Source organism: Streptomyces sp. NBC_00390, from assembly GCF_036057275.1.
Taxonomy (GTDB): Bacteria; Actinomycetota; Actinomycetes; order Streptomycetales; family Streptomycetaceae; genus Streptomyces.
Genome location: NZ_CP107945.1, coordinates 1,167,585 through 1,190,513, shown reverse-complemented (window position 1 = coordinate 1,190,513; position 22,929 = coordinate 1,167,585). Strand labels below are relative to the sequence as shown.

The following is a 22,929-nucleotide window of genomic DNA, read 5'->3' as shown; positions in this document are numbered from 1 at the left end:
AAACGAGGAGAGGTCCGTCCCGTGACCGGTGCGCTCCGGACCAGCCCGAGGCTGACCAGCCCGAGGCTGAGGAGTGGACTTGCCGGATTCGGGGAGTGGAGGTGGACAGCGGTCTCCAATGCCGTCCGTCAGTGATCGGCAGAGCTTTACCTGCCCGATCCGAGCACCAGCATGTTCGAATCTGCGCAGGAACGCCTGCCGGCGCAGGCCGACGTCCTCGCCTTACAGGCCGGTGGCCGACGTCCACAGCCAGACCGGCTGCGTGAAGACCAGTCTGTCGATGCCGGACAGGTGTCCCCGGCCCCTGTCATCGCCCTGTACTCGGCTACCACGCCAGAGGATCACCTGTATGTCGCCGAGGCGCCGGAGCCCCGGCGAGGGAGGCTCCTTGTGCGCGTGCCCAAGGTTCGACATTGCGGCTTGTGCAGCGTCTTCCTCCCTTACGCGTCGGCGGGCTCACCCCCTACTCTGACCACTGCTTGCGAGTTACCTGTCAGTCAACAAGTCGTTTGATGGGCGCACCCGGGCCCGGAGGCCAATGTGAGTTCCGCGCAGTTCCCTCTTGAAAATCGCCCGGCTTCCGTGGCGCACCTCTTTCTCTCAAGAGTCGAGGCCACACCCGACCGGGAGGCTTACCGCTATCCCGCGCCGGCCGCCGACGGTGATCCCGGAACCGAGCAGTGGCGCTCGCTGACATGGGCGCAGACCGCTGAGCGCGTCATGGCGATCGCAGCCGGCCTGCTTGCCCTCGGACTGCAGCCCCAGGAAAGGGTGGCGATCTCCTCCTCCACCCGAGTTGAGTGGATCCTGGCCGACCTGGGCGTCATGTGCGCGGGCGGGGCGGCCACCGCCGTCTACCCCAGCACCAATGCCGACGAGACGGTGTACATCCTCTCCGACTCCGGCAGCCGGGCGATCTTCGTCGAGAACGCCGCCCAGCTGGCCAAGGTGGTCGCCCACGTCGACCGCCTGCCCGAGCTGGGCCACGCGATCCTCTTCGACCCTGAGGCGGACATCCCGCAGGTGGAGGGGCTGGAGGTGCTGTCCCTCGCTGAGCTGGAGAAGCGGGGCACGGCGTACCTCGAAGAGCACCCGGACGCGATCGAGAAGACGGTCCGGGCAATCGACCCGGAGCAGCTCGCCACCCTGATCTACACCTCCGGCACCACCGGCCGACCGAAGGGCGTGCGCCTGGTGCACGACTGCTGGTCGTACCAGGCCGTGGCACAGGAGGCCGGCGGGCTGCTGCGCTCCGACGATGTGCAGTTCCTGTGGCTGCCGCTGTCCCACGTCTTCGGCAAGGCCCTGATCTCCGGTCAGATCAGGACCGGCCACGTGATGGCCGTGGACGGGCGGGTCGACCACATCATCACCAACCTGCCTGCCGTACGCCCCACCCTGATGGCGTCCGCCCCGCGGATCTTCGAGAAGGTCTACAACGGCATCGCGGGAAAGGCGAGAGCCGAGGGCGGCGCCAAGTACAAGATCTTCCTCTGGGCGGCGAAGGTCGCCCGCGACTATGCCAGGGCCGGGCAGCAGAGCATGGCGGCAACCGGAAGACGCAGCGTGCCTCTGTCGCTCGCGTTGCAGCACGCCATCGCTGACAGGCTGGTGTACGGCAAGATCCGCGCGGCCTTCGGAGGCAATCTGCGCGCCAGCGTTTCGGGCAGTGCCGCACTCGCCCCCGATATCGGCTACTTCTTCTCCGGCGCCGGCGTGCACGTCCTCGAGGGATACGGTCTGACGGAGACCAGCGCGGGCTGCATCGTCAACCCCGCCGACGACAACCGGGTCGGCACGGTCGGCACACCGCTGCCCGGCACCGAGGTCCGCATCGCCGAGGACGGCGAGATCCTGTTGCGGGGCCCCGGCATCATGCGCGGCTACCACAACCTCCCCGAGAAGACCGCAGAGGTGCTGGAGAGTGACGGCTGGTTGCACACCGGCGACATCGGCGAGATGGACAAGGACGGCTTCGTCCGGATCACAGACCGCAAGAAGGACGTGTTCAAGACCTCGGGCGGCAAGTACGTGGCGCCCACCGAGATCGAAGGCCGCTTCAAGGCCGTCTGCCCGTTCGTCAGCAACATCCTGGTCATCGGCAACGGCCGCAACTTCTGCAGCGCCCTGATCACCCTGGACGAGACCGTGATCATGCCCTGGGCGGCGTCTCACGGCCTAGGCGGCCGCAGCTACGCCGAGGTCGTCTCCTCGCCACAGGTCCACGAGCTGATCGACGGCTTCGTTCAGCGGGTCAACGGCGACCTGCAACGGTGGCAGACAATCAAGAAGTTCTCGGTGCTGTCGCGCGACCTCGACATCGAGCACGGTGAACTCACCCCGAGCCTCAAAGTCAAGCGGCCTGTCGTGGAGCGCGAGTACGCCGAGGTCATCGAGGGGATGTACGACGGCTCGCGCGAGGCCTGATCTCCATCTGTCCGGTACGGCACTTTCCACAGCCGTACCGGACTCTGGGCTCACCTGTCCGAGAAGGGCATTCGGCTCGCCGGATACCAAAGCAGTCGTCCGGTGGGCATTGGGGCAACGGGGGGAGGCAGGGCCAGCACGGCCGGGGAGTTCCTCCGGCCAGGCGACGCGGAACACCAACGGCACCGCTGTGTACGGGCCCCCCGCGCGATCCGCGCGGTCAGAGGCGGGACTTGCTCACCGGAACGGGGGCGGAGGGACAACGGGCACCTCGACAGCTGCATCGGTCATCGGAACGACCGAGCACGCCCGTTGATCATGCTGCCGCACCGCGAAACTCCAAGATCCCCGACAGAGTCAAGCTAAGTCCGTACGCTGACAGTCGGCCTTGTTGTCGCCAGTGATGTCGCGGCCGGGGTACTGATCGGTGCCGGTACTGCCGATGGTTCAGCGATCTCCCCCGCACCCTTGCCTCACCGTGGCCCTCACCACGACCGGTACCGCCGGCGCCGCTGACGGACAGGCCGCACCGGCCCGTACGCCTCTTGCCGGGGCGGCGGACGAGACCGCGGACGGTGCTGCCGCCGCTACCGCCACGACCATGCAAAGCGCTGCCTTCGCCGCCGAGGACTTCTGCTCCCGGCTCGTCCGCCCCGGCGACCTGGCCCACCCGTCCGGCCTCGGGCAACGAGACCTGTCTGCGGCTCCACATCACCCAGCGTGCCAACAGCTCGGCGGGCGGGGTCCTCGGCTCTCTTCGTAAGTACCAGCGTCTCGTGGAGGGTGACCCGTTCCGTATCGAGTTCACGGCGTAGGACCCCACAGGGCATCCCGCCCCGTAAGCCGGTCCCGCTGCCTGAACCAGGCATCATGAACCGGGCTTTCCGCCGCGCCTCGCTCGCTGCGGGGAGCCCGGAAGGTTCGACCCCGGCAGACGATGCCAGGTGTGAATGACGGAGGCAGAACATGGAAGCAGGCACGGACGCGCGTTCGCTCGAGTGGGCGACGGCCTGGATGTGCATCACCTTCACACGAGGGCTGGGCCCCGAGGAGGTGTTCGCCCGGTACGGAGCCGATCCGGAGCAGGCGCGTCCGCTCGATGCGGACGAGGCCTCGGATCTTCCCTCGGGCGACTCCGGCGACGGAGCGGTTTCGCTGCTGCGATCCGGGAGGCTCGGCGACTGGGCCTTCTGTCTCGAGGAGGACGGTGTCATCGGATCCTGGAACGAACCGCTCGCGGAACTGTCCCGGGGCACCGAGACGTACAACGTGCTGACCACTGAAGGGCTCGACGTCTTCCAGTACTGGCGCGACGGCGAGTGCGTCGTGAACTTCGAGCCCGGCATGGAGCACACCCGGCCCGCGCGGACCGAACCCTGGTGGGACCGGGTGGCAGCGGCGCTCGCCGCGCACGAGGGTGAGGACGCCGGGATGGCGCCGGTGGTGGCCCTGGTCCTCGACCACCTCGGCATCACCCTGGACGACACCGCCCTCGCCGGGCCCTGGCCCAGCCTGACGCTCGCCGAGGACGACGCCCCCTCGGCACCGCGAGGCGACACCTATGCGGGCGAGGGACCGGTTCCGCCCCAGCCGCCGCTCGGGAACTGATCTCAGCTGATTCACACCATCGGGAGCCGGAATGAGTCGCGCCACCCCGCCGCGGCCGTTCGACGTCACCGCGCTCTTCCCTCAACTGGCCCCGCTGGCGCGCACGGCGACCCGGCTGCACCCCCGGCCGGGGTCGCCGACCGCGCGACAGCTCCGTCGGCGGGCCGCTGCTGTGGCCCGCCGACGAGCCGTGGCCGCACTGCGAAGGACCGCACGACAGCCGCGCGGCGCTGGTGGTCCACTCCCGGACGACATCCGGCTCCTGCGCCGCAACCGCGCCGCAGCCACCGAGCGGCTGCGCCTCGACCCCGAGGCACCCGAGTGGACCCCCGAGGACCTGGAGACCGAGAAGCGGATCAACGCGGGCCGCCCGTGGTTCGACGGCCCGATCCTCCTCCTCCCCGTGGCCCAGCTGTACACCCGCGACGTCCCCTTCCCCTGCCCGCCCGCCGCGGACCTCCTCCAAGTCCTGTGGTGCCCCTTCGGCCACCCGATCGACGAGGCGATCCACCCCAGGACCGCACTCTTCTGGCGCTCCTCCGCCACCGTCACCGACGTCCTCGACGCACCGCCCGAGCCGCCGATCGTCCAACTCGGCGACTACCTCCCGGAGCCGTGCCTGCTCTCACCGGAGCAGGTCACCGAGTTCCCCCACCGTTCCTCGACCGCGGGGACGTCAACGGACCGCGCGGGTCGTGGTCCTGGCCGATGAGCCGTACTCCTCCTGCGCCATCCGCGAACATCTGCGCGAGCCGCGGCATCCGCGAGGATGGTCTCGAGCCGTGCCGTCGCAGATGGTCCAGCAGCCTGCCGTACTCCACGCCTTTGCTGTCCAGCGTTCCCACCAGTGCAACCGTCGCCATGGCCTTCCATGCTCGTAGCCGTCGGCAGTCGCGGTAAGAAACAGATCTCGACACGGCGTCACAACGCCAAGAGCCTGGTCAGAAGCGGGCCGTCGGGGCGCCGAACCATCAGCAACGTCGAGCACTCCAGGCCCCAAGCGTGTACCGCCGGTTGGGCATGGGGCGATGCCCGGCAGGCACGAGGACCCGTCGCCCTATCTCGCGGGCTCCCGCACCGCTGCGTTGTGCCGGGCGTGCGAGAGGAACGCGCGGGCGGCGCGGCTGAGCGGGCGGCGCGGGTGCACGATGTCGACGGCACGCAGCAACGGCGTTGTGAACGACCGGACTTCCACGCGACTGCCGAAAGCCCGTAGGACCATGTCCCGGTACCAGATCAGCGAGCCACGACCGTCCGCGACGCCGGTCACCCACGCCGGCCGCTCGTCCGACTCGACCACCGCGACGGGCCGTACACCGAGCCGGCCGAACATCGCGTCGAGCTCCGCGCGAGCGCCGGTACCGGGCGTCGGCAGCACCATCCGCAGACCGTCGAGCATGCGGAACGGAACCGGATCGGGCAGCCCCGAGCCGGGCGGCGAGATCAGCACGATCTCCCGGTCCTGCAGACGGTGCGTGAACAGTTCTTTGTCGACCGGCAGGTCGACCAGCGCCAGCTCCGCCGCGCCGTCGGTCAGGGCCCGTACGAGCGCCTCGCGGCTGTCGTGCTGGAGCAGGCGTACGTCGATGGCGGGATGGCGCTCGGCGAAGGAGGGCACCAGGTCGGCGGCGAGATCCAGTGAGAGGGTCGGCGTCGCGGCGACCGCCAGCGAGGCGCGCGAGCAGCCCGTATGCGCCGGACGGATGTCCTCGATCGCCTCCACGGCGTCAAGGACCGTGCGGGCCAGCCGCACGACGCGAGCGCCTTCCGGCGTGAGCGTCGCGCCCGAGGCCGTGCGCTCGAGGAGCTCCACCCCTAAGTCACGTTCGAGCGACTGGATGGACCGGGAGAGCGCGGGCTGGGCGACGTAGACCGAGTGCGCCGCGGCCGTGATGGATCGGCAGTCCGCAACGGCGACGAGGTAACGCAGCTGCTGAAGTGTGGGGGTCATATGCGGACGGTAGCCCTGGGGTGTTGCAGGTGTAAGAGCGCGAATGGGAACAAATTCCCGTCAATACCGGGGAGTTGAGAGTAGTTCCACAGGCGACAGGCCATACCTCTGTGGCATGGCCGGCGGCTGAGCGTTGACTCTGACGGCCGACCGCCGCAGGATTCAACGCGGCATGGCGGGTTACCGCCCGGTACCGCCCTGACGAACAGGAGCCCGTACCTCCTGGGACCCGTCGCGGTGCGCCTTGTCATGCCTGCGTATCCGCGGTGCCGTGCCACCGGTACTCCGTGGACATGAGGCACATGCGCCACGTTCGCTCCCTCGCCCGGCCCTGCTCGGAACCCAAGGAGAGCCCGTGATCCCTCACCCCACCCTCCGGCACGCCGTACGGGATCTCGTCGTCGTGGTGAGCCCGTTCGAGGAGCCCGACGCGCGGATGGTCGCGGCCGCGGAACGTGCCGGCGCGCTGGGCATGCTCGACCTCGGCAGGGATCGTGAACGGGCACGGGCCGCCATGGACTCACTGCGGGGACGGGGGTACGGCGTACGAATACCGGCCGGATGCCTCGTCGCACCGGACGAACTGCCCGACACGGTGGACACCGTCCTGCTCGCCGCAGAGCACTGGCGCACCGGAACGACAGGGTGGGGGGCGCGCACGGCCACGCGCAGGGTATGGGCCGAGGTCGTCGACATCGCCGAGGCCCGTGCCGCCGTCACCGCCGGAGCGTCCGGACTCGTCGCCAAAGGACACGAGGCGGGCGGCCGCGTCGGCGAACTGACCACCTTTGTCCTGCTCCAACTACTCCTTGCCGACCCGGAGTTGACCGTGCCGATCCATGCGGCAGGGGGCATCGGAACACACACGGCCGCCGCAGCCGTCGCGGGCGGGGCCGCCGGCGTCGTACTCGACACCCAGCTCGCGCTCACCACCGAAGGCGTGAACGGACTGCCCGCCGACGTCGAGGCCGCGATCCGGGCCATGGACGGCAGCGAAACCACTGTCGTCGGGGGCCACCGCATCTACACCCGCCCCGATCTGGCACCCGTTCACGGCGAAGTCGCCGAACAGCTCGGCGCCCGCGGTCTGCGCACGCAGCCGCTGCCCGTCGGCCAGGACGGAGCCGCCGCCGCCCGGCTCGCCGCGCGCCACCGCACCACCGGCTCCGTCGTTCAGGCGGTGCGAGCGGCCATCACCGGCCACCTCGAAGCGGCCGTACTGGCCCGTCCGCTCCAGCCTCGCCGCGGCGAAGGCCATCTGCCCGTCGCCCAAGGGCCCATGACCCGCGTCAGCGACCGGCCCGCCTTCGCCTGCGCCGTGGCGCAGTCGGGCGGGCTGCCCTTTGTCGCGCTGGCCGTGATGAACGGCTCCGAGGTGCGCGAACTGCTCACCGAGACCGCCGCACGCCTGGCCGGCCGCGACTGGGGCGTCGGCCTGCTCGGCTTCGCGCCCGACGAACTGCGCCGCGAACAGCTCGCCGCCGTCGCCGACGCCCGACCCTCGTACGCGATCATCGCCGGCGGCCGGCCTGCGCAGGCCGCCGAGCTGGAGGCCGCAGGCACCCGGACCTATCTGCATGTGCCCTCACCAGGACTGCTGGAGCAGTTTCTCGCCGAAGGCGCGCGGCGGTTCGTCTTCGAAGGGCTGGAGTGCGGCGGCCACATCGGCCCGCGCGCCGCCTTCCCGCTCTGGGAGGAGCAGATCGACCGGCTGCTCGCGTGCCCGTACGCCGCCGAACTCGACGTGCTGTTCGCCGGCGGCATCCACGACGAGCGGTCCGCCGCGATGGCCATGACCGCCGCAGGCCCGCTGGCCGAGCGCGGAGCCCGGACAGGGGTCCTCATGGGCACCGCCTATCTGTTCACCGAGGATGCCGTCACCGCCGGAGCCATCCTGCCCGGCTTCCAGCAGGAAGCCATCGGCTGCGAGGCCACCAGCCTGCTGCACACCTCCCCGGGCCATGCGACCCGGTGCGCCACCACGCCGTACGTCGACGCCTTCACCGCCACGGCGGAACGGCTGCGGCAAGGCGGCGCGAGCCAGAGCGAGGTCTGGGCCGAACTGGAGAAGCTCAACCTCGGACGGCTGCGGCTCGCCAGCAAGGGCCTGCGCCGCACCGAGACGGGACTCGTGCCGGTGGACGAGGCCGTGCAGCGCGATGAGGGCCTGTACATGCTCGGCCAGATCGCCACCGCACGCACCGCCGTCACCACCGTCGCCGAACTGCACACCAAGGTCACCGACGGCGCAACACGGCTGCTCGAAGAGCGACTCGAGGAGCTGCGAGCGGGCGCGCCGACGTCCGGGCCCGAGGAACCGCTGGACATCGCCGTCGTCGGCATGGCCTGCCGCTATCCCGGCGCGGACGACCTCGCCGCGTACTGGTCCAACATCGTCGCCGGCACCGACTCCGTCACCGAAGTCCCGGCCGACCGCTGGGACCCCGAGATCCACTACGACCCCGACCCGGCACGCGCGGGGGAGCGCACCCCGTCACGGTGGGGCGGTTTCCTGTCGGCCGCACCGTTCGACGCGCTCGCACACGGCATCGCTCCCGCTTCACTCGGCAGCATCGAGCCGGTGCAGCTGCTCGCACTCGACGTAGCCGCCCGCGCACTGACCGACGCCGGATACGCGGGCCGGCGGCAGTTCGACCGCTCCCGCACCTCCGTCGTCTTCGGCGCCGAAGCGGGCACCGACCTGGCCGGGGCGTACGGCTTCCGCGCCCTGCACCCCGGCTATCTCGGCCGGCTGCCGCCCGAACTCGACGAGCAGTTGCCCAAGCTGACCGAGGACTCCTTCCCCGGAGTCCTCGCGAACGTCATCGCCGGACGCGTCGCCAACCGACTCGACCTCGGCGGCGCCAACTGCACCATCGACGCCGCCTGCGCGTCCTCGCTCGCCGCACTCGACCTGGCCTGCAAGCAGCTGCGCGACCGGGACAGCGACATGGTGCTCTGCGGCGGCGCCGATGTGCACAACAGCATCAACGACTACCTGATGTTCGCCTCCGTACGAGCCCTGTCGCCCACCGGCCGCTGTCGGCCCTTCGACGCATCCGCCGACGGCATCGCACTCGGCGAAGGCGTCGCCTGCGTCGTACTCAAACGCCTCGCGGACGCCGAACGCGACGGTGACCGCATCTACGCCGTCGTCAAGGCCGTCGGCGCGTCCAGCGACGGACGATCCCTCGGCCTCACCGCGCCCCGGCCCGAAGGACAGCGACGGGCCCTGGAACGCGCCTACCGGCGCGCGGGAATCGCACCCGCCGAGATCGGCCTGGTGGAAGCACACGGCACCGGAACCGTCGTCGGCGACAGCACCGAGCTGGCCGTCCTCACCGAGGTCTTCGCAGACTCCGGGGCGGGTTCCTGCTCGCTCGGATCCGTGAAGTCGCAGCTCGGCCACACCAAATGCGCCGCGGGCCTGGCCGGGCTGATCAAGGCGGCACGGGCCGTGCACTCCGGCGTACGGCCGCCGACGCTGCATCTGGCCTGCCCCAACCCCGACTGGAAGCCCGACGCCAGCCCCTTCTGCTTCGACACCGAGGCCAGGCCGTGGACCGCGCCCCCGGGAAAGCGGTTCGCGGGCGTCAGCGCCTTCGGCTTCGGCGGCACCAACTACCACGCAGTGCTCTCGGGTCATGAGGACGCACCCTACGGCGGCGGTGAGCCCGAGCACGGCCTGGACGCCTGGCCCGCCGAGCTGTTCTGCTTCCGCGGAGCCGACCGGGACGCCGCGCTCGGCGCCATCGACCGCCTCGCCGCGCGTCTGGAGCAGAACGACGCGGCCGGCCGGCCCTGGCCCCTGCGCGACCTCGCCGCGGAGACCTCGCGCGGCGAGGGAGCCATCCGGATCGCGGTCGTCGCCACGGGCCTGGACGACCTGCCCGCGAAGCTGGACCGGGCCCGGACTCACGCCTGTGGCGAGGGCGTCTACGTGCACGACGCCGCGCCCGCTTCGGGCGGCCGGTCCGCCTTCCTCTTCCCCGGCCAGGGCAGCCAGCGCCCGGGCATGCTGAACGACCTGTTCATCGCCTTCCCCCACCTGCGCGGGCTGCTGTACGAGGCGGATCCACGTCTCGCGGCCGCGATGTTCCCGCCCGCCGCCTTCACCCCCGAGGAGCGAGCCGCCCAGCGCGCCGCCGTCACCGACACCCGCACCGCCCAGCCCGCCCTCGGCATCGCGGGCGCCGCCGCTCACCAGTTGCTCACCTCACTCGGCATACGTCCCGACTGCACCGCAGGCCACTCGTACGGCGAACTCGTCGCGCTCTGGGCCGCAGGCGCGTACGACACCGAGACTCTGCTGCGGCTCAGCGACCGGCGTGCCCATGCGATCCTCGCCGCCGCAGGCGACGACCCGGGAACGATGGCAGCCGTGTCCGCGGCGCCGAGCGAGCTGCCCGAACTGCCGCCCGGATGCGTCCTCGCCAACCACAACGCACCGGCGCAGAGCGTCATCTCCGGCCCGACCGCGGCGGTCGACGCCGCGATCGGAGCGCTGCGGGACGCGGGAATCAGGGCCGAACGCATCCCGGTCGCCTGCGCGTTCCACAGCGAGGTCGTCGCGGCGGCAGCGGATGCGCTGGCCTCCGAGCTGGCCGCTGCATCCGTCACCGAGCCCGCCATCCCTGTGTGGTCCAACACGACCGCGAGCCCCTATCCGGTCGAGGCGGCGTCCGTACGGGCGCTCCTCGCGCGTCAACTCGCCGAACCCGTGCGATTCGCCGAGCAGATCGAAGCGATGTACGCCTCGGGAGTGAGGACCTTTGTGGAGGCCGGCCCGGGCCGGGTGCTCACGGGCCTCGTCGGCCGCATTCTGGGCGACCGGCCGCACACCGCGGTGCCGATCGACATCGTGGGCGCGCACGGCCTGGCCCGCCTGGTGAACGCGCTGGGCGAACTCGCCGCCGCCGGGGTCCCGTTCGACCCGGAGCCCTTGTTCGCCGGCCGCGCCTCCGCCCTGCCTGCTGAGCCGCCCCGCCGAGCCGGATGGCTGGTCGACGGCCACCTCGTCCGCACGGCGGACGGCGTTCCGGTGGCGGGCGGACTGCTCCCTGCACGGCGCGTGACCCCGGTTCGTGCGGCGGCGGAGGCCGTGGACCGGCGGGAGGACGCAGTGCTGGAGTACCTGCGTGGGGCACGGGAACTCGTGGCCGCGCAGCGGGACGTACTGCTGGGGTACTTGGGCGCCGAGGCCGGTCCGACAGCTGTGTCGGAGCCGCTGCCGGAGCCGCAGGCGGTGCCTGCGCCGGTGCGGGTCGACTCCGATGAGCCCGCCGCCGGTCATCCACCGCTGACGCCCGATCAACTCCTGGACGCGGTCCTGGAAATCGTCCACGTCAGGACCGGCTACCCGAGGGAGATGCTCGACCCCACGCTGGATCTGGAGGCCGATCTCTCGGTCGACTCCATCAAGCGAGTGGAGATCATCGGGGCGCTGGCCGACCGGATCGGGCTGCCGCGGGGAGCGGACGGCCCGGCCGATTCGGCCGTCGAGGAACTGTCCCGGCTGAAGACGATCGGCGGGATCGTCGACTGGATCGTGACACGGGACGCGGCGGCGGAAGCCGTGTCGGCCGACGGGCCGGTGCGGGCCTCCGGGCCCCCGGCCCCCGAGGAAGTGGCGGCGGCCCCGGTGCCGCTGCCGGACAGGCTGCTCGTCGAGGTCGCCCCCATCGGGCCGGCCAACACCCGCGACCCCGCCGACGTACTCCCCGGACTGCGGCTCGCCGTCGTCGACGACGGGCTCGGTGTCGCCGCCGCCCTCGCCGCCGCGCTGGAGTCCCACGGCGCAGAGGTGCGCACACTCCACCCGGACCGGCTCGCGGACGCTGCAGGAGCAGACGGCGTCGTGGACCTCAGCGCCCTGCGACCCGCCCCCGCGCCCGTGCTTCCGGAGAACTTCGCCGCGCTGCGCGACATTCTGACCGAAGGAACGCACCGGCTCCTGCTCGTCACCGGCCGCGGCGGCGACTTCGGCCGGAGCGGCTCGCCCGACCCCGTCCCCGGCGCCGGACTGTACGGCTTCGCCCGCACCGCGGCGATCGAACACCCCGGCACCGCAGTGCGCGCCGTCGACGTCGACCCCAAGGACCGCCCCGAGCGGATCGCCGCCCATCTGATCGCCGAACTGTGCGCGCCCGAGGAGCCCTTGGTCATCGGCTACACCAACGGCACCCGCAACACTCTGCGGACCGTGTCCGCGCCCCTGCCGGTCACCGAAGCGATGCCACCGCTCCCGATCGGCCGTGACGCCGTCGTCCTCCTCACCGGGGGAGCCCGTGGCATCACCGCGCGCACGGCCCTCGCCCTCGCCAAGACGACCGGCTGCCACATCGAAGTTGTCGGCCGCACCTCACGGCCCGAGGAAGCCGAGGACCCGGCCGTCGCCCACGCCCACGACCGTGTATCCCTGCGTGCCGCCCTGTTCGGGAAGGGCCTGCGCACACCCGCCGAAATCGAGATCGAGGCGACCCGCATCCTCGCCGCGCGTGAGGTGCGGGCCACGCTCGCCGCCCTCGACAGCACAGCCGCCTCGGTGCGCTACCACGTCGCCGACGTGACCGACGCCGAAGCCGTACGCGCCGTCGTGCACGACATCCGTACGCGCCACGGCCGTCTCGACGGCATCGTGCACGGCGCCGGAACCATCGAGGACCGCCGGCTCGCCGACAAGGACCCGGCATCCTTCGCGCGGGTCTTCGCCACCAAGGTCGACGGCGCCCGCCATCTCGCCCACGCCGCCGCCGACCACGGCGAGGATCCGGCCCCCGCCTTCCTCGCTCTCTTCGGCAGCGTCGCCGGTGTCTTCGGCAACCGCGGCCAGGCCGACTACGCGGCTGCCAATGAAGCCTTGGACACGCTCGCCACCAACCCTGCCTGGTCACGCCGGTTCCCAGGCCGTGTGCTGAGTGTCGACTGGGGCCCGTGGGCAGCCGAAGCCGGCGGCATGGTCACACCCGAGCTGGAACGGATGTACGCGAGCCGCGGAATCCCGGTCCTTGATCCGGCAGCGGGGACCGCGGCGTTCCTCGCCGAACTGGCGCACGGCACCGCGGGGCAGGTCGTGCTCATGGCGGGGGAGACCTCCCATGGCTGACGGCGGGCCACGCCCGACCGACGCCGCCATCGTCGGCATGGGCGCGGTCTTCCCCGGTGCCGGGGACCTGGCCGCCTACCGGCGCAATCTCTTCGCCGGCACCGACGCCATCAGCGATGTACCGCCCGAGCGCTGGGACCCTGAGGTCTACTACGACCCGGGCGGGTCACAGGGCCTCGCCCGCAGCGACCACTTCTACTGCCGGCGCGGCGGATTCATCGACGACCTCACCGCGTTCGATCCGACCCGCTTCGGCATCATGCCCGCGGCCGTGGCGGGCGCGGAGCCCGATCAGCTGCTCGCGCTGCGCGTCATCGCCGAGGCCGTGGCCGACGCGGGAGGCGAGGAGCGGCTGCCCGCCGACCGTTCCCGCATCGGCGTGATCCTCGGCCGCGGCGGGTTCATGGGCGTCGCCACCGCCCGCCTGGACCAGCGCGTACGCACCGCCCATCAGCTCGCCGCGACCCTGCGTGAACTCGCACCCGAACTCGGCGACGAGCGGATCGCCGCCGTACGCGACGCCTTCCAGGCCGGGCTCGGGCCCGAGCAGCCGGAGGCCTCGATCGGCCTCGTACCGAGCTTCACCGCGGCCAGGGCCGCCAACCGGCTCGACTTCCGGGGCCCCGCCTACACACTCGACGCCGCCTGCGCGTCGTCGCTGATCGCCGTCGAGCAGGCGGTCGGTCTGCTGGCGAGCGGCAGTTGCGACGTGGTGGCCGCCGGAGCCGTGCATCACTGCCATATCGCTACGCTCTGGAGCGTTTTCACCCAGCTGCGGGCGCTGAGCCCGAGCCAGCACATCCGCCCGTTCGACCGCCGCGCCGACGGCACGCTGTTGTCCGAGGGCACCGGAGTCGTACTCCTCAAACGCCTGGCCGATGCCGAGCGCGACGGCGACCGCGTCTATGCCGTCGTACGGGGAGTGGGCGTCGCGGGCGACGGGCGGGCCGCGAGCCTGATGAGCCCGCTGGTCGACGGCCAGGTCCGTGCTCTGCGGAAAGCCTGGTCGCGGGCCGGCCTCGACCCGACAGCGCCCGACGCGCTCGGTCTGCTCGAGGCGCACGGCACCGGAACGCCGGTCGGCGACGAGGCCGAACTCGCCACGCTCGGTGAGGTGTTCGGGCGGCGCACGCCAGGCGCCGAACCGGTGGCGATGGGCTCGGTGAAGTCGATGCTCGGCCACACCATGCAGGCGTCCGGGATGGCCGGGCTGATCAAGGCGGTACTCGCCGTGCACCACGGGACGCTGCCGCCGACCCTCCATCTGGAAGAGCCGCACGAGGGCTTTGCCGGGACACGGATGCGTCCGGTGACGGAGGCGGAGCCCTGGCGGCGTGGGAGCGGGCCGCGGCGGGCGGGGGTGAACGCGTTCGGGTTCGGCGGGATCAACGCGCATGTGGTGCTGGAGGAGGCACCGGGAGCGGTCGTCCCGGCCGGCCGTGTCCGACGGTCCGTGTCGGCCGATGTCACGCTGTTGGCCGCCACGACTCCTGCCGAACTCGGCCGTCTGGTCGAGGCGCTGCCTGGAGAGGTCATGCCGTCGACGGCCGGACCCTGCCGCCTCGCCGTCCTCGGACTGACCCCCAAGCGCCAGGCGCTGGCCGCGGCGGTCGTGGCTCGTGGCAGGCCGTGGCGTGGTCGCGGCGGCGTCTGGTTCAGCCCCAGCCCGCTGCTCGCGCACGACGGCCGGCTGGCGTTCGTCTTCCCGGGCCTGGAGCCGGACTTCGCGCCGTACGTCGCCGACGTCGCCGACCACTTCGGCCTGCCCCGGCCCGCCCTGACCGACGGCGGCACGCTTGTGGAGCGAGCGGTGGACGCCATCGCCGTCGGTCGGTTCTTCGCCCGCGTCCTGCCCGAACTCGGCATAAAGGCCGATCTGTTGGCGGGGCACAGTCTGGGCGAGTGGACCGCGATGGTGGTCGCCGGGATGTATCCACAGCGGGCCGTCGACACGTTCCTCGACTCGCTGCGGCCGGGCGACCTCGATGTTCCGGATCTGGTGTACGCGGCCATCGGCTGCGGATCCCGGCAGGCGGCCGAGGTGTTGGAAGGCATGGACGGGGTGGCCGTCAGCCACGACAACTGCCCCCACCAGTCGGTGCTCTGCGGAGAGCCCCGCCCGGTGGGGGAAGCGCTGCGGCGGCTGGCCGGGCAGGGTGTGATCACACAGGAGCTACCGTTCCGTTCGGGTTTTCACACGCCGATGTGGGCCCCGTACCTCGACCAGGTCCGCGCCGCGTTCGGCCGCCTGCCGCTGAGGCCCCCGACGGTGCCGGTCTGGTCGGCGACCACGGTCGCGCCGTACCCCGCCGACGAGCGCGAGGTACGGGACGTGGTGCTCCGCCACCTGCAGGAGCCGGTGCGCTTTCGGGAGCTGACGAACCGCCTGTACGCGGAGGGCGTGCGCGCCTTCGTCCAGCTGGGCCCGGGCAGCCTCCCGGGCTTCGTCTCGGACACCCTGCACGGCCACCCCCACCTGGCGGTCTCGGCGGGTGCGTCCCGGGGAGCCACAGGCATCGCCCAACTACGCGCGTTGGCGGCGGCGTTGTGGACGGAAGGCCGGGACGTCCGCTGGGACGCTCTGGTCGAAGGCGAGCCGGAATCCGTTGCCCTGATGAGCACCGAGCCGGTGGAGCCGACAGCTGCAGCCGACTCCGCGAAGCCCGCCGGCCCCGCGCCCCGCTCCATGCCCCTCGATCTCGGCTCGCCCCTCATCCGCCTCGGTCCCGCCGCGCCTACGCTCCAACTGGCCGGACCGCCCCGGACCGCCCGCACGCACCTCGCCGATCGGCCGCGACTGCAGTCTGCCCTCGACGCCGTGCTCGACGAGGCCGAAGAAGCGGCGCGCGCCGTCGCCGACCGCTGGCGTACCCCGCCGGCGTCCGGGGCCACCACCCGACGGCTGTCCCTCGACACCATGCCCTACGTCCGCGACCACTGCGTCTACCTCCAGCCCGACGCCTGGCCCGAGCCCTCCGACCGCTTCCCCGTCGTCCCCATGACCACCCTGCTCGACCTCGCTGCGGACGCCGCCCTCCAAGCGGTGCCGCAGACCACCGTGACCGGTTTCGACGACGTACGGGCTCTGCGCTGGCTGCCCGTCGCGCCCCCCGTCGACGCGGAGTTCACCGTCACTCCAGAGGCCGGCGGGCGTGTACGCGTGGAGATCGGCGGGTGCGCGAGCGTCACCGTCGTGCTCGGATCCCGCCACCCCTCCCCTCCCGCACCCGATCCTTCCGCACTGAACCGCGAAGGCCCGGCTCCCGTCAGCGCCGAGGCCCTCTACCGCGACCGGTGGATGTTCCACGGTCCCGGCTTCGCCGGTGTCCACGAGGTGTCCGCCGTCGCCGACGACGGCATCCGCGGGGTGCTGCGCGCCCTGCCCGCGCCCGGCGCGCTGCTCGACGCCGCCGGTCAACTCCTCGGCCACTGGATGCAGTTGCGGCTGCCGGTCGACCGGCTGGTGTTCCCCGCGTCGCTGGAGCGGGTCAGCCTGTATGCACCGGTGCCCCGCGACGGCTCGCTGATCCGCGCCACCGCCCGCATCCGCAGCGTGCGGCCGGACGCCGTACAGGGCGACGTGGAGCTCGTCCGCGCGGACGGCACCGTACTGGCCCGGCTGGACGGCTGGACGTACCGGCGCTTTGCCGCCGACGAGCGGGTATGGCCGATGAAGTTCACGCCGGAGATCTGCGGCATCGGCGAGCCGCAGCCCGGCGGCTGGTGTCTCGCCCGGCGTCGCTGGACCGATCCCGCCTCGCAGGAGCTGGTGATGCGGCGCTATCTCGGTGCCGCCGAGCGGGCGGCGTACGAGCAGCGCGCGCCGCGAGCCCGCGCGGCCTGGCTACTCGGGCGGATCGCCGCGAAGGACGCCGTACGCCAGCTCCTCTGGGACCGTGGTGCCGGACCCCTGTTCCCCGTGGAGGTCACGGTCGGCAATGACGAGGCGGGCCGCCCGCACCCCGAGGGTCCGCTCACCGCCGGGCTGCGGATGTCGCTGGCCCACAAGGACCGCCTCGCGGTGGCGTATGCCCACCCCACCCACGCCGTCGGCATCGACATCGAGACCGTCACCGAGGACCCCGCCGCCCTGAGTCGTGTCGCGCTCACCGCCGACGAACGACGGCTCGCCGAACAGATCGCCGCCCGTGACGGACACGGCGCGGCGCACGCGCTCACCACGCTCTGGTGCGCAAAGGAAGCCGCGGCCAAGGCGGAGGGCACCGGCCTGGGCGGACGCCTTCGGCAGTGGACCGTCACCGACGCAGCGGCCGGGCTCCGCGTGGTTTCTCCGGACGGCCGCGCCCACCTCGTACGAACCGAAACCGTGCACGACCTGTCCGGACCGGACACCGCACCCACCCCGCACGTCGTCGCCTGGACCGTACCTCCCACCCCCGACCCGGACGGAGCCCAGCCATGACAACCGACCCCACGGCGATGCGCATACTCGCCGAGATCACCGCCATGCTCGTGCAGACCGTCGGCGACGAGTTCCTCCTCGCGGAAGAGGTCACGTTCGAGACCACCTTCAACGAGGACCTGGCGCTGGAGAGCATCGAGTTCGTCGCGCTCGCCGAACTGCTCCAGCAGCGGTACGGCGCCGAGGTGGACCTGATCTCCTTCCTGGCCGAGAAGGACATGGAGGAGATCCTGGCGCTGACGGTCGGCGACCTCGTGGCCCATATCTCCGGCACACCCGTGTCGGCTCCGGTCGGCTGAGCACGCGATGGCCGAGATACTCGCCAACTCCCTGAGTTTCCATGTCCACCGGCTGCCGGCCGCCGACACACGGGGTGAGGCGGGCGCGACCGCCGTCTTCCTCCACGGTCTGGTCGTCGACAACCTCTCCAGCTTCTACGCCACCCTCGCCGTCCCGGCCGCACGGGACGGGCACGACATCGTCCTGTACGACCTGCGCGGCCACGGCCGTACCGAACGCCCGCCCACCGGCTACGACACCGCCACAGCCGTACAGGACCTGACCGCCCTGCTCGGGGCCCTCGGCCTCGACACCCGCCCGGTGACCCTCATCGGCAACAGCTACGGCGGCACGATCGCCCTGCGCACCGCACTGGCGCGGCCCGATCTCGTCGCCGGGCTGATCCTGATCGAGGCACCGCTCAGCGGCCCGTGGATCGAGAACATGCTGGATACGCTCTCCGTTGCGGCTCTCGACCTCGAAGGCAGCAAGGTACCGAAGGAACTCGCTTCGCTCGGAGCGCGCAAGGCGGCCCGGCTGACGGCGACCGCCGACGAACTCCTCAACCGGACGTCGCTGATCGACGACATCGCGGCGGGCCGGGTGTTCACGACCGAGGACTTCGCGCAGCTGCGCTGTCCGGTGCTGGCCGTGTGCGGTGAGCACTCCGAACTCGTCCCCGGTGCGGAGGAACTGGCCCGTCACGCACCCGACTGCACTGTCCGGGTCCTGCCCGGCCTGGGTCACGACGTACTGCAGGGCGGCACCGACGAGCTCCGCCGGGTCGTGCTCGACCGGCTGGCCGCAGCCGCCCGCCGACAGCGCGAGGCGGTGACGGTATGAGGGCGCTGTTCGTCGTGCCGCCGCTCGCCGGGCACGTCAACCCCACCGTCGCAGTCGCCGCCGAACTCACCGCGCGCGGGCACGAGGTCGCGTGGACCGGCCCCGCCGAGGTCCTGTCCGCGCTGCTGCCCGCCCACGTCGCGCTCTTCCCGTCCGGCGACCACGCCGGACCCGGAGGGTACGGCGCGCTGCACGGCCGCTGGCGCGATCTGCGCGGCGTCGCCGCGCTGCGCTTCCTCTGGCAGGAGGCGTTGATCCCGCTCGCCCACGCGATGGTTCCCGGAGTGGAGGCGGCGATCGACACGTACGACCCCGATGTACTCGTCGTCGACCAGCAGGCGCCGGCCGGGGCCGTGGTCGCGCGGCGGCGCGGACTGCCATGGGTGACATCCGCGACGACAACGGCCGAGTTCACCGGGCCGTTCGCCGGATTCCCGAAGGTGGGGGAGTGGGTGACGGACCGGATCGCCGGATTCCTGGCCGACTGCGGCGTGCCCGCCGACTGGGATCCGCGGTTCTCGGACCGGCTGGTCCTGGTCTTCTCCACTCGTGAACTGGTCGGCGGGGACGGCGCGTTCCCCGATCACCATGCCTGGGTGGGCCCCGCCCTGGGTTCCCGTCCGTCCGACGCCGCGTCGTTCCCGTGGCAGCGACTGGATCCCGCACGGCGCCGGGTGCTGGTCTCGCTCGGCACGCTCAACCGGGAGGCAGGCGTCCGCTTCTACGCCACTGTCCTGAAGGCCGCGGAACGGCTGGCCGGGCAGGTGCAGCTGATCGTCGCAGCGCCCGCCGACGTGGTCGGCGAGGTGCGCGAGGACCATGTCCTGCTTCAGGAGTACGTTCCCCAACTCGCCCTGCTGCCGCATCTCGACGCCGTGATCTGCCACGGCGGGCACAACACCGTCTGCGAGACCCTCGCCCACGGTCTGCCGCTGGTCGTCGCGCCGGTCCGGGACGACCAGCCGATCATCGCCCAGCAGGTCGCGGCGGCCGGGGCCGGAGTCCGGGTGCGCTTCGGCCGGCCTCGCGCCGACGAGATCCAGGCCGCGCTCACCGCGGTGCTCGACGATCCGGATCACCGGCGGGCCGCCCGCCGTGTCCAAGCATCCTTCGCGGCGGCCGGCGGCGCCGCGGCCGCGGCCGACAGGTTGGAGAAGCTCGCATGACACCGTCTCGTACCCGCCGCGTCCCCTGGACCGCCGTCGCCGTCTTGGCTGGCCTCACCGCGGGCACGGTGCGCGCCCGCCGCCGGCTGGCCGCTGTACCCGTCCTGGACATGACCGTCGAGAGTCACCCCACGGACGGCTGGCACGTGATCGCGGCCCGGGGCGTCGAAGTCGACAAAGCGACAGTGAGTGCCGCAGTCGCCCACGCGGAACGAACCGGTCTCGAAGTCCTCGACCTGCTGCCGGGCAGCCTCGACGCGGAACGCGCGCTGGGCCTCCTGCGCCTGCTGGACATCAGCGACGGGCGCTGCGCCCGCACGGCGCAGCCACGCGGCGCGGGCCATGCCGTCCTGGTCACGGAGGACGTCCGCACGCGAGCGGGAATCGAGACCGACGACGACCTCACCACCGCCGAACTGCACACTCTGCTCGGCCGGTTGAAGGACTACGCACCGGCCTCCACCGGCATCGCCATCGCTCCGGGACTGGCCGTCCCGGCCCGTGAACCCGCCCGGCGGGCAGCAGAGTTACGCGCCCAAGGGCTGCCGCCGGGCGTGGTTACCGCGGCCCAGCTGGCAGGTCTTGCCCTGCTGGCGCGCGCGGCGGTCAAGGACGGCCGGTGGGGCGCGGCGGCGCTCGCGCTGTACTGGCTGCAGCCCTCGCTGATCCTGGGCCGTCCGGACAGCCCGCTGCGACCGGCCGATCTGCCGCGCGCCACTGCGGCGCGGCCGCTGCACTCCGTCCGCACCGTGCTGCGAACGGCCACCAGCAGGGGCCCGTCCCAGTCCGGTCCGACTTCGGAAATGGAGGCGCTGCGGCCCCTCTACGCGGCCGAACTCAAGGCCGGCACCGACCGGTTCTTCGAACCGCGCCGCCCCGACTGCCCCTGGTGCGGCTCCGCCGACCTGTCCGTACGCACCCGGATGCCGGATCTGTTCCAGGCCAAGCCGGGCAGCTTCACCCTCGAGGAGTGCGGGGTGTGCGGGCATGTGTTCCAGAACCCGCGCCTGTCCCTGGACGGACTCGACTTCTACTACCGCGACTTCTACGACGGCCTCAGCGTGAGCAGCGCGTCCCACGTGTTCGGCCGGATGAGCCGCTCGTATCTGGCCCGCGCGGAAATGCTCAAGCCGTACGGCACCCCGTCCGCCTGGCTCGATGTGGGCACCGGGCACGGTCACTTCTGCAACAGCGCGCGCGACGTCTGGCCCGACACGCGCTTCGACGGGCTCGACATGGCCGCGGAGGTGCGGGGCGCGGAGGACCGCGGCTGGATCGGCACGGCTCACTGCGGCCAGTTCCCGGAGCTGGCTGCCGGGCTGGTGCACCGCTACGACACGATCAGTATGTACCACTACCTCGAACACACCCGGGACCCGTTCGCCGAACTCGACGCCGCCGCCAAGGTGTTGCCGTCCGGCGGGCATCTTCTGATCGAACTCCCGGACCCCGAATCACGCCTCGGCCGCATGCTCGGCCCGTACTGGCTGCCGTGGTTCCAGCCCCAGCACCAGCACCTGATCCCGGTCGGCAACCTCCGCGATGCGCTGGCCGACCGCGGCTTCACGGTGCTGGCCGAGGAACACGGCGCGGCCCACCAGTCCTGCGACTTCGTCGGCGCGGTCCTGCTCGCCGCGAACCGGATCGCGCCCAGTCCGTACGCCCCGTGGGGCCCGGGCAGCGCGACCCTGACCAGCCGGGCGATCCGCCGTGGCGTCTGGACGGCTTCGCTGCCGTGCTTCGCCGCCGCGGCTGTCCTGGACAAGGTCCGCGCGGCCGCGGCCCGCGTCACCGACGGCGGCAACGCCTACCGTCTGCTGGCCCGCCGCACACCGACGCTCCACGAGCCGAGGTGACGGAGGTGAGCCCCGAGCCGGTCGCGCTGCTCGGCATCGCCCGGCGGCACACCGCAGACCCCCTCTTCCGGCTGGTCGCCTACGCCCTGGAGGCCGCCCACGACCGGCCACCGGCCACCGTGTGGAGCGCTCCGCACGCCTTCCACCTCGGGTCACCGCGACTTGTTGCCGCGGCCGGGTGGCCCGTGGCCGCCGCTGCCGCGCCGCGCGACGACGGGATCGTACGGCTGAGTTCCCTCGCCCATCCCGCGCACAGCTGCGAACTCCCGCTCACCGGACCGCCGCTGCCGCACCCCGAGTGGGCGGCTCGCACCTACGCCCTGCTGCGCGCCCTGGCCGGCGCCGGATACGGCAGAGGCGGCCTCGATCTCCACATCCACTCCACGCTGACCGCCGCGACCGGGCTGTCCAGCGCCGAGCCGCTGGAGTGCGCCGTGGCGCTGGCGGTCGCCGACCTGCACGCCGGCCGCGCCGGACCACGGCTGCCGCGCGGCCGACTGGCCGCCCTGGCCCGGGCGGCCGTCCCCGAAGGGGACGAAGTGCTGCGCGAGGCGGCGCTGTTCACGCGGCCCGGACAAGCACTGATGCTCGGCCGAGGCACACGGCGCCGGGTCCGCTTCGACCCGGACGCACATGGTTCGCGGCTGACGCTGCTGGTGACCCGTGGCGACGAGCCCGCGCCGGAGGAGATCGAGCGCGCGGTGGCCTGCGCCCGGCGCGCCGGTGCGACGGCCGCCTGGTGGCCCGGGCGGCGGCCGGAGCGCAGCGCCATGGTCCTGCTACCGCAGGAGCGGCTGACGGATGTACGTACCGCCGTGACCGAGGAGTTCCGCGACCGCGGGCTGCGCGTACCGCGGCTGGTGAACATCACCGTGGCGGGCGCGGCCCGCCGCGAGGAGTGAACGGCCGGCGCCGCCGTCGGGGTTCGACTTGCCCTGGATCAGGCCGTGGTCGCGGAAGAGGGGCGATCCATGAATCCAGCGCCCGGCACACGACGTCTTCGAGCAGGTTGACGGTCCGCGGGTGGTCGAGCCCGGGACGGAGCGCGGCTTCCTGCTCCTTGAATTCGCACCGGTAGTGGACACGGTCGCGGATGGCGGCGGGCTGCATCTTGCGCCCGCACAGCGCGCACCGCACCCGCCCCCTCTAGGATCCGCGACTTGATGCGCACTGGGTCCTGCGGAGACACAGCAATCCGGGCTGGGCGAGCAACCCTGCTGTCGGTTGGAAGTGAGCAATCCCGGTCTGAGGAGCCGTTTCAGCGGTGACTC

At 72.1% G+C, this 22,929-nt stretch carries 10 protein-coding genes and 1 pseudogene; 10 read left to right on the top strand and 1 reads right to left on the bottom strand.

Annotated elements, in window-relative coordinates; genetic code table 11:
- Positions 1-540: 540 nt before the first annotated feature.
- The 3 genes and pseudogenes from OHS70_RS05005 to OHS70_RS04995 form a co-directional block, all read left to right on the top strand.
- Positions 541-2,427 (top strand): AMP-dependent synthetase/ligase, encoded by a 1,887-nt coding sequence (locus OHS70_RS05005; RefSeq protein ID WP_328394067.1) that lies wholly within the window; start codon positions 541-543, stop codon positions 2,425-2,427.
- 966 nt (positions 2,428-3,393) lie between these two features.
- Positions 3,394-4,035, top strand: coding sequence for a DUF6461 domain-containing protein (locus OHS70_RS05000; RefSeq protein WP_328394064.1), 642 nt, complete (start codon positions 3,394-3,396; stop codon positions 4,033-4,035).
- A gap of 31 nt (positions 4,036-4,066) precedes the next feature.
- Positions 4,067-4,690, top strand: a pseudogene (locus OHS70_RS04995) (hypothetical protein); the annotation flags it as partial.
- Between the two features lie 402 nt (positions 4,691-5,092).
- Here the strand turns inward: OHS70_RS04995 and OHS70_RS04990 are convergent.
- Positions 5,093-5,986: a LysR family transcriptional regulator gene (locus OHS70_RS04990; protein ID WP_328394062.1), complete on the bottom strand. Its 894-nt coding sequence runs from the start codon at positions 5,984-5,986 to the stop codon at positions 5,093-5,095.
- Positions 5,987-6,341: 355 nt separating this feature from the next.
- Between OHS70_RS04990 and OHS70_RS04985 the strand changes: the two genes are divergently transcribed.
- Genes OHS70_RS04985 through OHS70_RS04955 form a run of 7 tightly spaced genes read left to right on the top strand, consistent with a single transcriptional unit; the run spans position 6,342 to position 22,560 of the window.
- On the top strand, positions 6,342-13,091 hold the full coding sequence (locus OHS70_RS04985) for an SDR family NAD(P)-dependent oxidoreductase (RefSeq protein WP_443062564.1): 6,750 nt from the start codon (positions 6,342-6,344) through the stop codon (positions 13,089-13,091).
- Entirely contained in the window at positions 13,084-17,514 is a 4,431-nt protein-coding gene (locus OHS70_RS04980) for a beta-ketoacyl synthase N-terminal-like domain-containing protein (RefSeq protein WP_328394060.1), read from the top strand. The genes OHS70_RS04985 and OHS70_RS04980 overlap by 8 nt, the downstream gene beginning before the upstream one ends.
- The gene (locus tag OHS70_RS04975; protein ID WP_328394058.1) at positions 17,511-17,813 is read left to right on the top strand and encodes an acyl carrier protein; all 303 of its coding nucleotides are present in this window, start codon (positions 17,511-17,513) and stop codon (positions 17,811-17,813) included. Before OHS70_RS04980 ends, OHS70_RS04975 begins: the two co-directional genes overlap by 4 nt.
- A 7-nt stretch (positions 17,814-17,820) precedes the next feature.
- Entirely contained in the window at positions 17,821-18,636 is an 816-nt protein-coding gene (locus tag OHS70_RS04970; protein ID WP_328394056.1) for an alpha/beta fold hydrolase, read from the top strand.
- Positions 18,633-19,802: a glycosyltransferase gene (locus OHS70_RS04965; protein WP_328394054.1), complete on the top strand. Its 1,170-nt coding sequence runs from the start codon at positions 18,633-18,635 to the stop codon at positions 19,800-19,802. The genes OHS70_RS04970 and OHS70_RS04965 overlap by 4 nt, the downstream gene beginning before the upstream one ends.
- Positions 19,799-21,658 (top strand): class I SAM-dependent methyltransferase, encoded by a 1,860-nt coding sequence (locus OHS70_RS04960; protein WP_328394052.1) that lies wholly within the window; start codon positions 19,799-19,801, stop codon positions 21,656-21,658. The genes OHS70_RS04965 and OHS70_RS04960 overlap by 4 nt, the downstream gene beginning before the upstream one ends.
- A 5-nt stretch (positions 21,659-21,663) precedes the next feature.
- Positions 21,664-22,560: a galactokinase gene (locus tag OHS70_RS04955; RefSeq protein ID WP_328394050.1), complete on the top strand. Its 897-nt coding sequence runs from the start codon at positions 21,664-21,666 to the stop codon at positions 22,558-22,560.
- Positions 22,561-22,929: the final 369 nt, after the last annotated feature.

Bases quoted from the DNA above. Each gene is read 5' to 3' on its own strand.
- OHS70_RS05000 (WP_328394064.1), top strand. From the start codon at position 3,394: ATGGAAGCAGGCACGGACGCGCGTTCGCTCGAGTGGGCGACGGCCTGG.
- OHS70_RS04990 (WP_328394062.1), bottom strand. From the start codon at position 5,986: ATGACCCCCACACTTCAGCAGCTGCGTTACCTCGTCGCCGTTGCGGAC.
- OHS70_RS04980 (WP_328394060.1), top strand. From the start codon at position 13,084: ATGGCTGACGGCGGGCCACGCCCGACCGACGCCGCCATCGTCGGCATG.
- OHS70_RS04975 (WP_328394058.1), top strand. From the start codon at position 17,511: ATGACAACCGACCCCACGGCGATGCGCATACTCGCCGAGATCACCGCC.
- OHS70_RS04970 (WP_328394056.1), top strand. From the start codon at position 17,821: ATGGCCGAGATACTCGCCAACTCCCTGAGTTTCCATGTCCACCGGCTG.
- OHS70_RS04965 (WP_328394054.1), top strand. From the start codon at position 18,633: ATGAGGGCGCTGTTCGTCGTGCCGCCGCTCGCCGGGCACGTCAACCCC.
- OHS70_RS04960 (WP_328394052.1), top strand. From the start codon at position 19,799: ATGACACCGTCTCGTACCCGCCGCGTCCCCTGGACCGCCGTCGCCGTC.